This window comes from Ideonella sp. B508-1 (assembly GCF_000333615.1).
In the GTDB taxonomy this organism is placed as follows: Bacteria; Pseudomonadota; Gammaproteobacteria; order Burkholderiales; family Burkholderiaceae_C; genus Ideonella.
Window position 1 is genome coordinate 1 of sequence record NZ_BADL01000078.1, and the last position, 12,017, is coordinate 12,017.

At 70.7% G+C, this 12,017-nt stretch carries 12 protein-coding genes and 2 pseudogenes; 10 read left to right on the top strand and 4 right to left on the bottom strand.

What is annotated here, in order from left to right; translation table 11 throughout:
* From I73_RS32290 to I73_RS03345, 3 genes and pseudogenes are all read left to right on the top strand, one after another.
* Positions 1-226 (top strand): annotated as a pseudogene (locus I73_RS32290) (BolA family protein); the annotation flags it as partial.
* 136 nt (positions 227-362) lie between these two features.
* On the top strand, positions 363-1,163 hold the full coding sequence (locus tag I73_RS03340; RefSeq protein WP_026096255.1) for a peptidylprolyl isomerase: 801 nt from the start codon (positions 363-365) through the stop codon (positions 1,161-1,163).
* Between the two features lie 120 nt (positions 1,164-1,283).
* Positions 1,284-2,213 (top strand): DUF808 domain-containing protein, encoded by a 930-nt coding sequence (locus tag I73_RS03345; RefSeq protein WP_022979317.1) that lies wholly within the window; start codon positions 1,284-1,286, stop codon positions 2,211-2,213.
* A 12-nt stretch (positions 2,214-2,225) separates the two neighbouring features.
* Here the strand turns inward: I73_RS03345 and I73_RS03350 are convergent, their stop codons facing one another.
* Entirely contained in the window at positions 2,226-2,918 is a 693-nt protein-coding gene (locus tag I73_RS03350) for an ABC transporter ATP-binding protein (RefSeq protein ID WP_022979318.1), read from the bottom strand.
* 84 nt (positions 2,919-3,002) lie between these two features.
* On the opposite strand from I73_RS03350, the gene I73_RS03355 reads away from it, so the two are divergent.
* A complete protein-coding gene (locus I73_RS03355; protein ID WP_040499473.1) occupies positions 3,003-3,629 on the top strand; it encodes an arylesterase in 627 nt (208 codons plus the stop codon).
* A gap of 12 nt (positions 3,630-3,641) precedes the next feature.
* Here I73_RS03355 and I73_RS03360 read toward each other — a convergent pair whose 3' ends face one another.
* Complete coding sequence (locus tag I73_RS03360; protein ID WP_022979320.1) at positions 3,642-5,558, bottom strand: DUF6600 domain-containing protein; 1,917 nt, start codon at positions 5,556-5,558, stop codon at positions 3,642-3,644.
* A 291-nt stretch (positions 5,559-5,849) separates the two neighbouring features.
* On the opposite strand from I73_RS03360, the gene I73_RS03365 reads away from it, so the two are divergent.
* Entirely contained in the window at positions 5,850-6,812 is a 963-nt protein-coding gene (locus I73_RS03365) for an IS110 family transposase (protein WP_026096257.1), read from the top strand.
* Between the two features lie 16 nt (positions 6,813-6,828).
* On the opposite strand, the gene I73_RS03370 is transcribed toward I73_RS03365, so the two are convergent.
* Positions 6,829-7,743: a LysR family transcriptional regulator gene (locus I73_RS03370; RefSeq protein WP_022979322.1), complete on the bottom strand. Its 915-nt coding sequence runs from the start codon at positions 7,741-7,743 to the stop codon at positions 6,829-6,831.
* A 208-nt stretch (positions 7,744-7,951) separates the two neighbouring features.
* Here I73_RS03370 and I73_RS03375 point away from each other — a divergent pair, with 208 nt between their 5' ends.
* The 5 genes and pseudogenes from I73_RS03375 to fetB all read left to right on the top strand — a co-directional run bounded on the left by I73_RS03375 (position 7,952) and on the right by fetB (position 11,658).
* Positions 7,952-8,983, top strand: a complete 1,032-nt coding sequence (locus I73_RS03375; RefSeq protein WP_022979323.1) for an SMP-30/gluconolactonase/LRE family protein — start codon at positions 7,952-7,954, stop codon at positions 8,981-8,983.
* 57 nt (positions 8,984-9,040) lie between these two features.
* Positions 9,041-10,093: an AraC family transcriptional regulator gene (locus tag I73_RS03380; protein ID WP_022979324.1), complete on the top strand. Its 1,053-nt coding sequence runs from the start codon at positions 9,041-9,043 to the stop codon at positions 10,091-10,093.
* A pseudogene (locus tag I73_RS34380) lies at positions 9,993-10,274 on the top strand (ATP-binding cassette domain-containing protein); the annotation flags it as partial. The gene I73_RS03380 and the pseudogene I73_RS34380, both read left to right, overlap by 101 nt.
* Positions 10,157-10,870 carry an ATP-binding cassette domain-containing protein gene (locus tag I73_RS34385; RefSeq protein ID WP_255348150.1) on the top strand — a complete coding sequence of 238 codons (714 nt, stop codon included), beginning with the start codon at positions 10,157-10,159 and terminating at the stop codon, positions 10,868-10,870. The pseudogene I73_RS34380 and the gene I73_RS34385, both read left to right, overlap by 118 nt.
* Positions 10,867-11,658, top strand: coding sequence for an iron export ABC transporter permease subunit FetB (gene fetB / locus I73_RS03390; RefSeq protein WP_026096259.1), 792 nt, complete (start codon positions 10,867-10,869; stop codon positions 11,656-11,658). Before I73_RS34385 ends, fetB begins: the two co-directional genes overlap by 4 nt.
* A 24-nt stretch (positions 11,659-11,682) precedes the next feature.
* Here the strand turns inward: fetB and I73_RS03395 are convergent.
* Positions 11,683-12,017 (bottom strand): GntR family transcriptional regulator (locus I73_RS03395; RefSeq protein ID WP_022979326.1); only part of this gene is annotated, 335 nt, incomplete at its 5' end.

Sequence of the window (12,017 nt, forward strand, 5' to 3'; positions counted from 1 at the left end):
CCGCCTTCGCCCCGGTGCAGTTGGAGGTGCAGGATGACAGCGCCGCCCACGCCGGTCATGCGGGGCCGCCGAAGGCAGCCATTTCAGGGTCCGCATGGTGAGCGAGCGATTCATGGGGGTCGGCCGCGTGGGCCGTCATCGCCTTGTGTATGATGCCCTGCGCGACCTGATGACCCAGGGGATCCATGCGCTGGCGCTGGACACCCGCGCACCGGGCGAACACTGAGCCCCGGGGCGCCACAAGCATCGGACGGCCTTCACGTGTGTCTCACGTCTACCTGCCGTTACGCTTCGCGCCCTCCTCTTCCCTCCCGTCATTCCTGTTCCTGACGACACGAGTCCCCCGAAAGGCGACATCCACCATGAAGCTGAAGTCCACTGTCCTGCTGGCGGCCCTGGCCGTGATCCTGCCGCTGGCAGCCCAGGCCCAGAACGTTGCCATCGTCAATGGCAAGCCGGTGCCCAAGGCGCGCGTGAACACCCTGCTGCAGCAGGCCAACCGCAGCGGCCAGCCTGTCACCCCCGAGATGGAAGCCCGTGCCCGCGACGAAGTGGTGCTGCGCGAGATCTTCGCCCAGGCCGCCGAGAAGGCCGGCATCCCCGCCAGCGCCGACTTCAAGGCCCAGTTGGAACTGCTGCGCCAGACCGTGCTGATCCGTGAGCTGTTCGCCGACTACCAGAAGAAGCACCAGCCTTCCGAGGCCGATGCCAAGGCCGAGTACGAGAAGATCAAGGCCGCCTCCTCGGGCACCGAGTACCACGCCCGCCACATCCTGGTGGAAACCGAAGACGAAGCCAAGAAGCTGATCGAGCAGCTCAAGGCCGGCGCCAGCTTCGAAGAGCTGGCCAAGAAGAACTCCAAGGACCCGGGCTCGGCCGAGAACGGTGGCGATCTGGACTTTGCCAAGCCCGAGACCTATGTGCCGGAATTCGGCCAGGCCCTGGCTGCGCTGAAGAAGGGTGAGTACACCCAGACCCCGGTGAAGACCCAGTTCGGCTGGCACATCATCAAGCTGGAAGACACCCGCGAAGCCAAGTTCCCGGCCTTCGAGGAAGTCAAGCCGCAGATCATGCAACGCCTGGCCCAGGCCTCCCTGCAGAAGTACCAGGAAGACCTGAAGAACGCCGCCAAGACCGACTACAAGTTCTCGGCTGGCGAGTAAACCTTCCAGGCCCTCGGCCCCATGCGCAAGGCACCTTCGGGTGCCTTGTTCGTTTGGGCCGCCACCGGCTTGTGTTCATGGCCGGTTAGCATCACAGCATCCTTTCTTGACCTTGCCCCCATGGCCGCCGCCAACCTGCTCGCCCTGATCGACGACATCACCACCGTGCTCGACGATGTGTCGGTGCTGACCAAGGTGGCGGCCAAGAAGACCGCTGGTGTGCTGGGTGATGACCTGGCGCTCAACGCCCAGCAGGTGCATGGCGTGGATGCCAGCCGCGAGCTGCCCGTGGTGTGGGCCGTGGCCAAGGGCTCGCTGGTCAACAAGGTCATCCTGGTGCCTGCGGCGCTGACCATCAGCGCCCTGGCCCCCTGGCTGGTCACCCCGCTCCTGATGGTCGGCGGGGCTTACCTGTGCTTCGAAGGCTTCGAGAAGGTCTGGCACCGGCTGGTCCACGGCCCCGAGGACGACAGCCAGCACGCCGCGCTGACCGAGGCCCTGGCCGATCCGTCGGTGGATCTGGTCGCGCTGGAGAAGGACAAGATCCGCGGCGCCATCCGCACCGATTTCATCCTCTCGGCCGAGATCGTCGCCATCACCCTGGGGAGCGTGGCCGGTGCCACCTTGCTCACCCAGTTCGGCGTGATGGCTCTGGTGGCCCTCGTCCTGACGATCGGTGTTTATGGCCTGGTGGCGGCCATCGTGAAGCTCGACGACGCGGGCCTGGCCCTGGCCCGCCTCACCGGCGAAGGCGCTCTCCGGGAAGGCCTGCGCGGCTTCGGCCGGCTCTTGCTGGGGGCGGCGCCCTGGCTGATGAAGGCGCTCAGCGTGCTGGGCACGGCCGCCATGTTCCTGGTGGGCGGCGGCATCCTGGCCCACGGCCTGCCGGTCCTGCACCATGGCGTGGAAGTCTTCACCCAGGCCTTGCCCGGCTGGCTGGCAGGCGTGGCGGGGTTGTTGGCACCGGCCCTGATCGGCGTGGTGGCCGGCGGTCTGGTGCTGGCCGTGGTGAATGCGGTGGCCCGCCTGCGCGGGCGCGCCGCGCGCTGAACCGTCGCGGTCTCAGACGCTCACCGTCTCGCCCCGTGCCGCCAGGCGGCCGGCATCGATCAGCAACTGCCGGTCGCAGCGCGCAGCGATGGACCGATCGTGGGTCACCAGCACCAGGGTGGTTCCGCGCTCGCGGTTGAGCTCGAACATCAGCTCCATCACCTTCTCGCCAGTGGCGTGGTCCAGGCTGCCGGTGGGCTCGTCGGCCAGCAGCACCTTGGGCTGCACCACGAAGGCCCGGGCCAGCGCCACCCGCTGCTGCTCGCCGCCCGACAGCAGGCGCGGGTAGTGGCCCAGCCGCTGCCCCAGCCCGACGCGCTGGAGCATGTCGGTAGCGGCGGCGCGGGCATCGCGCCGGCCCGCCAGCTCCAGCGGCAGCATCACGTTCTCCAGCGCCGTGCGGTTGGCCAGCAGCTGGAAGCTCTGGAACACGAAGCCCAGGGCCCGGGCCCGCAAGGCGGCACGGGCATCCTCGTCCAGCGCGAACAGATCCTCGCCATCGAGCTTGACCGTGCCCTCGCTGGGCACGTCCAAGCCCGCCAGCAAGCCCAGCAGCGTGCTCTTGCCCGAGCCCGAGGCCCCCACGATGGCCGCCGACTCCCGGGCCTGCAGCGTGAAACTGATGTCGTGGAGAATGGTCAGAGTCCCGGTGGCATCGCTCACCCGCTTGGTGAGGTGCTCGACGGCGATGATGGCTGGGGTCATGGAATGAAGGACAAGGGCGTGTCAGACAAAAGAACCGTACCGGATGGGAAGCCGGTGCTGCCAGGCGGGCGGCGGCGATGGCTGATGCACTGTAGCCTGTTGGCCTGCACCCTGCCCTGGCAGGCCCATGGCTGGGCGGCCGAACCAGCCCAGAAGCCCACGCTGCTGGTGCTCGGCGACAGTCTGTCGGCCGAATACGGCCTGGCCCGCGGCAGCGGCTGGGTGGCCCTGCTGGGCGAACGCCTGGCCAAGGCGCCCCGCCCCTGGCAGGTGGTCAACGGCAGCATCAGCGGCGACACCACGGCCGGTGGCCGCAGCCGCCTGCCCGCCCTGCTGAAGCAGCATCGCCCCAAGGTGGTGATCATCGAACTGGGCGGCAACGACGCGCTGCGCGGTCTGCCGCTGGCCAGCACCCGCGACAACCTGGACCAGATGGTCGCCCAGGCCCAGGCCCAGGGTGCCAAGGTGCTGGTGGCGGGCATGCAGGTGCCCCCCAACTACGGCGCGGCCTACACGCGCGACTTTGCCGCCGTGTTCAGCGACGTGGCACGCCAGCACAAGGCCGCCCTGGTGCCCTTTCTGCTCAAGGGCGTGGCCGACCGGCCCGATGCCGAGGCCTGGTTCCAGGCCGATCGCATCCACCCGCTGGCCAAGGCCCACCCGATCCTGCTGGACAACGTCTGGCCGGTGCTCCAGCCCCTGCTGCGCTGAGGCGCCCGCGGCTCAGCGCTGCGGGTTGTCGCGGCGCTTGTCCTCGTCTTGCGCACCGGGGCGCCGGCCGCCGCCGTGCGGATCACCGCGTTCGGCCGCCGGAGGCGCCTGCCGCGCCGGGACGGGCTGGTAGGCCGGCATGGCCGGCGCACGCGGAGCCGGCGGCATGGCCCGGGGCACAGGCTCAGGCTGGCGGGCCTCCGGCATTGGCCGAACAGGCTGAGGCTGGGCGGCCGGCTGGGGCGCCTGGCCCGGCGGCCGGTGACCCCCACCCCACCGTTCACCCTCGCTGTCTTCCTGCCGCCACGGGGCGACATCATGCGGCACCGGCATGGGCCGCGCCTCCCGTCCGGCCCCCGGCCAGTCGGGCTGACGGGCCGGCGTCGATGGCTGCAGCTGCGGCACCGGCGCCGTGGGGCTCGGAGTCACAGGCATGGGGTTCACCGGCGCGGGCCGAACCGGCAGAGGATGGCGACGCTCATCCGACGGGTTGTCGCCGGATCCCGGCACGGGCTGACGCGGCACGGCAGGCGTGACCGGCTGCGGCTGCCAAGGCTGAACAGGCTGGACCGGCACATGGCCCCAGCCCGGTGCGGGGGGCACCCGGCCACCAGAGCTGCCCCCCTGTCCAGGCAAGGGCCCCACGGGCCGGGACGGCGGCGCCACCGGCACCAGCGGAACACGACCGTGGTATTCCTCGTCCTGCGGACGCACCGCCCGCCACACCGGCTGCTGCGCCTGCACCACCTGGGCGGGCACCCAGGTCGCGCCGCCCGGGGCCAGGCGGTTGCGGTAGTCGATGGCCCCGGCCGCCAGGGGATAGCGCACCAGCGGCGGACGCCACGGGTTCACCCTCTGGTAATACACCGGCGTGTAGACGTAAACCGGGACGAAGGGCTCCATCGGGGCCAGCGGCACCCAGCCCACCGTCGGCGGACCGGCGTTGATCGACACGCTCCAGCCCGAGCCGCCCACCCAGCCCACCAGGGCCGGCGCGTAGACCGGCCGGCGCACATAGGCGCCCGGCACCCAGACCCAGCGGCTGCCCCAGTACGCCCAGCGTCCGTAGTGGAAGGGGGCAAAGCCCCAGGGGGCGTCGTCCACCCAGGTCCAGCCCCAGGGGGCCACCCACAGCCAGCGACCATAACGGTACGGTGCCCACCCCGCCGTCACCACCATCGGCTGCCAGACCATCCCGTACTCGGGGCTCTGCTCCCAACGACCGTAGCGGTTCAGATCGTCCGCCCCGGTCATTTCGCTGGACACCGGCGGGTTGTCGCGGGCCCAGTCATTGCGCAGGTCCTCGTCCTGGACCCAGGTCACGAAACGGTCCTGCGGCAGGTCCGTCCAGGTGATGTCGAGTTGCCGGCTGCCTGGCGACTGGTTCAGCTCGACCGATTGCCCGGCCCGCAAACTGAAGCTGCGCGCGGGGCTGTTGAAGCGTCCTTCCCCGGCCAGCACGCTCAGGCGGGTGCCTTCGTCATCCTGCCGGAGCACGTAGGCGCCGGTGCTGGTCGGCTGCAGGCTGCCCTGGGCCCAGCTCAGGGAGAGCTCGCGGATCACCTCGGGCTGGCGGATGCGGGCCGACACGGCGCCCGATTGCAGCCACAGGTCAATGCGCTCGTCGTCCAGCCGGCGCACCTGCAGCACCGTGCCGCCATCCAGGCGCAGCACGGTGGAACCGATCTCCACCCGGGCCCGGCTGCCCGGGTCGGTGCTGATCCAGTCGCCCGTGGTGAGGGGCTGGTTGCGCTGCAGGCCGGCCCATTCGCCCTGCCCGCCCTGCTGCAGCCAGCCGCTGCCGTCCAGTTCCGCCAGGCGACCCACACGACCGGGGGGATCCCCCGCCGCCTGGGCCGCCACCATGCCGGCGGCCAAGGTCAACCCCAGCCACACACGGACACACCATGACGAGAAAAGCTTGCTCATGCCACAGCAACGCACCAGCCGGCCTGCCGGCTGACGGGGATGTCCCAATGACCTTGTTCCCAGCAGGCCGGAGCCGGATGACGCTTGTATGTTCAGGCCAGACCAGCGCGGTAGAGTCTGATCGTCGTTGAGACGACCAGACCGGCCCGTGCAGTTTGGTAGGCGCTTGGGTGTTCGAGCCCGTGACTGAGTACAGAACGCACGGCCGCCGTGCTGGTCTTCCTGAAGCCCGAACGGTTACGCGCGCTGGCTTGTCCGAGCGCGCATGCACAAGCAAGGGATCCGAAGACCATGTCTGCTTCCTCAGTGGTGGTGGGCATCGACGTGGCCAAGGCGCATGTCGATGTCTCGGTGCTGGGCGCCAAGTTCGATGCCCAGCGGTTCGACAACCAGGCCGAGGGCCACTCGGCGTTGACGGCAGCCCTGAGGCCGCTGGACGTGGCACTGGTGGTGATGGAGGCCACTGGCGGCTACGAGACGGAGCTGGCCTGCGCGCTGCAGGCCGCTGGCCTGCCTGTGGCGGTGGTCAACCCGCGCCAGGCGCGCGACTTCGCCAAGTCGATGGGTCGCCTGGCCAAGACCGACAGGGTGGATGCTCGCATGCTGGCGGAGTTCGCCGCGGTGCTGTTGCGTCGCGAAGACCTCGCCCGCTTCCTGCGCCCACTGGCCGACCCCCAGCAGCAGTGGCTGGCTGCGCTCGTCACTCGCCGGCGCCAGTTGCTGGCCATGCTGCTGAGCGAGCGGCAGCGCCTGCAGATCACGCCCAAGGGTCTGCACCCCAGCATCGAGGCCATCGTGGCGGCCATCAAGGCGCAGCTCGACGAGATCGAGGCACAGATGGTCAGCCATGTGCGCGAGCACTTCGCCGAGCTCGACCAACTGCTGCAGTCGGCCAGCGGAATTGGCCCGGTCGCCAGCGCCACGCTCATCGCCGAGTTGCCTGAACTGGGGCGGCTCAACCGACGCGAAATCGCCGCCTTGGTGGGCATTGCGCCGATGGCCAATGACTCCGGCTCCAGCAAGGGGCGACGACGCATCCAGGGCGGCCGTTTCGATGTCCGCCGAGTGCTGTACATGGCTGCGCTCACCGCCAGCCGTCGCAACCCCGTCGTCAAGGCCTTCTACGAGCGCCTGATCGCCGCCGGCAAGCTGCCCAAGGTCGCCTTGGTGGCCTGCATGCGCAAGCTGCTGACCACGCTCAATGCCATGGTCCGCACCAACAAACCTTGGGACAACTCGCTTCACGGCGCTTGACTCGGAAGACGGTTACTCAGTCCAGCGGGGGCAGGGCGGCCGCGGCGCTCAGGATCTTCTCGCGCAGCCACTGGCTGGCCGGGTCCTGGTCGCGGTAGCGGTGCCATTGCAGCACCTCGTCGAGCTGCGGGGTGTCGAAGGCCAGCGGCAGCCGCCGCAGACCCGGCCACTGCGCCACGATCTGCTGCGCCATGCGGGTGTGCAGCGTGGCCACCCGGGCGGTGCCCGGCAGCAGGTGGGGCAGCAGGCTGAAGTTGTTGACCACCACCTCGGCCGGCGGCAGCGCGCCATGTTCGGCCAGGAACCAGGTCTCGAACAGGGGCCGGCCATTGGCCTCCATCCGCACATGGCGGGCCTGGCGGTAGGCGTCCAGGTCCAGCGCCCGCGGCCAGTCCGCGCCCTCGGTGGCCACCACCGCGGTGTAGTGATCGCGGAAAAGCACCGCCGAGGACTGGGTGGCCGAGCTGAAGCAGGCCGGGTTCACGACGAAGTCCACCTCGCCGTTCTCCAGGTCGGTGGCGGCGCTGTTGCTGGGCTGGCGGAACTCGATGGACACCGCGGGGGCCTCGTGGTGCAGGGCGCGCAGCACCGGCAGCATCAGCACCTGGATCAGGTAGTCGGAGGCGATGATGGAAAAGCGCCGGCGCGAGCTGGCCGGGTCGAACTGCGGCCGGGTCGCCAGCGTGGCGTCCAGGCGCAGCAGCAGGTCGTTGACCGGCTCCACCAGCGACTCGGCCAGCGGCGTGAGCGCCATGCGCCGGCCCACCGGCACGATGAGGGGGTCCTCGAAGAAGTCGCGCAGCCGCGCCAGGATGCCGCTCATGGCCGATTGCGAGACATGCAGCTGCTCGCCCGCCCGGGTCACGTTGCGCTCGCTCAGCAGGGCCCGCAGGGCGGTGAGCAGGTTCAGGTCGAGGCGCTGGTATCGCATGGCGGGGGCAGGGCACGCAGTGGCGGAGAAGGCTCGCTCGCAGTGTAGGCGGCAAGGCCGGCGCGCGCGGGCCGGGGCGGGTTGTTCCGGACATCGGGAACGCCGATGCCGGGCATCGGCAGATTCCATTTCCCCCGCGGTCACGGGCTTCCTAGCATCCGCGCACCTTTTCCACTCCGGCCGGCGGTCTGCCGGCTCCCGCCACACCATGCCTTCCCAAGACACCCACGGTCCCAACCCGCTGCGCGGCTGGCAGGTGGACCGCAGCCAGATCCGCTACCGGGGCGAGGGTCTGCAGCGCCCCGAGTGCATCCTGGCCGAGCCCGACGGCACGCTGTGGACCGCCGATGCCCGCGGCGTCATGCGCATCGCCGCCGATGGCACGCAGACCCTGATCCGCCAGCAGCAGGCCGGCCCCGAACGCGCGCTGGATGCCACCTCGCTGGTGATGGGCGGCAGCCTGCCCAACGGTATCGCCTTCAACCGCGATGGCGACATCCTGATCGCCAACTTCGGCACCGACGCGATCGAGCTGATGACCCGCCAGGGCGAGAGCCGCACCCTCTACCGCGAACTGGACGGCCAGCCCCTTGGCCAGATGAACTTCGTGCTCAGCGACTCGCAAGGCCGGATCTGGTTCAGCGTCACCACCCGCCAGGTGCCCTGGACCCGCTCCATCAACGAGAAGACCGCCGATGGCTATGTGGGCCTGATCGACGAACGCGGCATCCGCATCGTGGCCGACGGCTTCGTGGGCACCAACGAGATCCGCCTGGACGCCCGCGAGGAGTGGCTGTACGTGGCCGAGACCAACGCACGGCGCATCTCGCGCCTGCGGGTGCGGCCCGACGGCTCGCTGGGCGAGCGCCAGGTGCACGGGCCAGCGGACCTGGGTGGCTTTCCTGACGGCTTCGCCATCGACGCCCACGGCAACCTCTGGGTCACGCTCATCCTGACCGAGCGCCTGATCGCGATCACGCCCGAGGGCGAGGTCTGGACCCTGCTGGACGACGGCAAGCCCGAGGCCCTGGCCGTCTACGAGCAGCACTACCAGGCCGGCACCACCACCCCGGCGCTGATGGGCGCCTGCCAGGGCACCCTGGCGCCGATGATGGCCAGCATCGCCTTCGGCGGGCCGGACCTGCGCACCGTGTACCTGGGCAGCCTGGCCGGCACCCGGTTGCCCTGCTTCCGCTCGCCGGTGGCGGGCCTGCCGCCAGCGCATTGGCCGCGGGGCTGAGCCCGGCCCGGGCGACCCGGGCGCGATAATGCCGCCCCAGGCAAGGCTTGGGGCGGCATGGACGAAGTCAATCACATCGAAAAGGACACGGTCTCGATGTACTTCGTCCGTGCGGCGGTGGCCAAGCTGCCGCCGCCGGCGCAGCTGCAGGCCCTGGCCGCCGCCGGCATCCCGGCCGAGTGGCTGGGCATGGCCCATGCGCGGGTGCCGGCCTCGGCCTTCTCGGCCCTGTGGCTGGCGGTGGGCCGGGCCCTGGACGACGAGTTCTTCGGTCTGGACCGCCGCGGCATGAAGGTGGGCAGCTATGCGCTGATGTGCCAGGCCGTCATCTCCTGCACGACGATGGAGCGCGCCATCAAGCGCATCCTGCGCGGCTTCGCGGTCTTTCTGGACGAGGTGGCGGGCGAGCTGGTGGTGCAGGGCCCGCGCGCCGAGCTGCGCCTGCACAACCGCATCGCCGACGCGGCCGACCGCCGCTTCGCCGACGAGACCTTTCTGGTGCTGACCCACGGCCTGCTGTGCTGGCTGATCGGGCGGCGCTTCGTGCTGGACGAGGTGAGCTTCGCCCACCCCCGGCCCGAGCATGCGGCCGAGTACACCCGCATGTTCTGCGAGCACCTGCGCTTCGAGCAGCCGCTGACCGCCATCCGCTTCGACGCCGAGCTGCTGCGCGCGCCCATCGTGCAGAACGCCGAGACGCTGCAGGCCTTCCTGGCCACCGCGCCGCAGTCGGTCTTCCTGCGCTACAAGAACGACGACAGCTGGACCGCGCGCCTGCGCCGCCGGCTGCGCCAGGCCTCCATCCAGGCCGGCGAAACCCACTGGCCGCTGCTGGAGGAGCTGGCCGCCGAGCTGGGCACCAACCCCACCACGCTGCGCCGCCGGCTGGAGGCCGAGGGCACCAGCTACCAGCAACTGAAGGACCGGCTGCGCAGCGACCTGGCCATCGACCGCCTGGTCAGCAGCCAGGCCAGCATCGACGAACTGGCGCTGGAACTGGGCTTTCACGATGCCAGCGCCTTCCACCGCGCTTTCCGCCGCTGGACCGGCCTGCCCCCCGGGGCCTACCGCCGGCGCGAGCAGGGCGAGCCGGAACGGGAGTCCCGATGAGCGCCGCGCCCGGCCCGGCCTTGATCGAGGTCGATCACTAATCGGTCACCCAGCCCGCGGCCGGTGGCCGCCCCGCCACCGGGTGCTGCAGGACATCTGCTGCCAGGTCGAGCCCGGCGGCGTGCTGACCCTGGTCGGCCCCTCGGGCTCGGGCAAGTCCACCCTGCTGCGCTGCTTCAACCGCCTGGCCGAGCGGGCCGCGGCACCATCCGCCTGGGCGGCGAGGACATCTGTCAGATGGACCCGCGTGCGTTGCGCCGCCGCGCCGCCATGGTCATGCAGACGCCGGTGCTGTTCGAGGGCACGGTGCGCGACAACCTGTGCCTGCGCCCGCCCGGCCACACGCTGGACCTGGGCGAGCCGCGCCTGGCCGCGGTGCTGCAGGAGGTGGGGCTGGATGCGACCCTGCTGGACCGCGACGCCGCCCAGCTCTCTGGCGGCGAGAAGCAGCGCGTGACCATCGCCCGCGCCCTGCTGGGCGACCCGCAAGTGCTGCTGCTGGACGAACCCACCTCGGCGCTGGACCCGCCCAACACCGCCCGCGTGGTGGAGGTGCTGACCCGCCTGTGCCGCGCCCGCGGCATGACGGTGGTGGCGGTGAGCCACCAGCCCGAGTTCGTGCGGGCCCTGGGCGGCTGGGTGCTGTACCTGGTCAAGGGCCGGGTGCGGGCGTATGCGCCGGTCTCGGTGCTGGATGCCTCCGACGCCCAGGCCGACAGCGGGCTGCGTGCCTTCCTGGCCGGCGTGGTCGAACCGACGGAGGGCGGCCCGGCATGAGCGGGGGAGGCGTGATCGAACTGTCGCTTTGGCAACTGGCCGGGGTGCTGGGCTTCGTGGCCGTGCTGGTGGCCCTGTCCATCCGCCAGGCCCTGGGGCTGGAACGCGACCTGGTGGTGGGCGCGCTGCGCACGGTGGTGCAGCTCTACGGCGTGGGTTTCATCCTGGCCGGCGTGTTCGCCGCGGCGCACTGGTACTGGGTGGTGCTCATCCTGCTGGCCATGACGGCGGTGGCCACCCGCGCCGCCGTGGGCCGGCTCAAGACCCCGCTGCCGCGGGCCCAGGGCATGGCCGGCGTGGCGCTCACCCTGTCCACCGTGCTGACGCTGGGCTATGTCATCGGCGTGGTGGTGCAGGTCCACCCCTGGTACGAGCCGCAGTACATCATCCCGCTGGCCGGCATGATCCTGGGCAATGTGATGAGCAGCGTGGCCCTGGCCGCCGACCGCCTGCAGAGCGAGCTGCGCCTGCGCGCCGGCGAGGTGGAAACCCGCCTGGTGCTGGGCTTCTCGGGCCCGCAGGCGGTGCAGCCCCTGGTGCGCAGCGCGCTGCGCGCGGCCATGACGCCCACCATCAACGGCATGATGACCGTGGGCCTGGTGCAGCTGCCGGGCATGATGACCGGCCAGATCCTGGCGGGCACCTCGCCGCTGGTGGCCGTGCGCTACCAGATCATGGTGGTGCTGATGCTGGCCATGGCCACCGGCATCGGGGCCTGGATCTTCCTGCGCCTGGCGGTGGGCCGCTACCTCACGCCGGCCCACCAGCTGCGGCGCGAGTTGCTGTGAGCCCCGCCGCCCGCGGCCGCGCCCTCAGGGGCTGACCGGGCTGTCCTCGAACTGCCGCATCTCGGCCAGCAGGTCGGCGAAGCGGTCTCCCTGAACCACCACATGGTTGCGCAGCTGCAGCGCCGCCTGCTCGGGCTCGGCCGCGCGGATGGATTCGAGCACCGCCGCATGCTCCTGCAGCGAGCGCTGCATGCGGTTGCGCACCCGCAGCTGCAGCCGGCGGTAGGGCCGCAGCTTGCGCTGCAGCGCGCCGGCCTGCTCGGTCAGGTAGTCGTTGTGCGAGGCCGCGTAGATGGCCTGGTGGAAGTCCTCGTTGGCGTAGAAGTAGGCGTCCGGGTCCTGGGCCTGGGCGGCCTGGC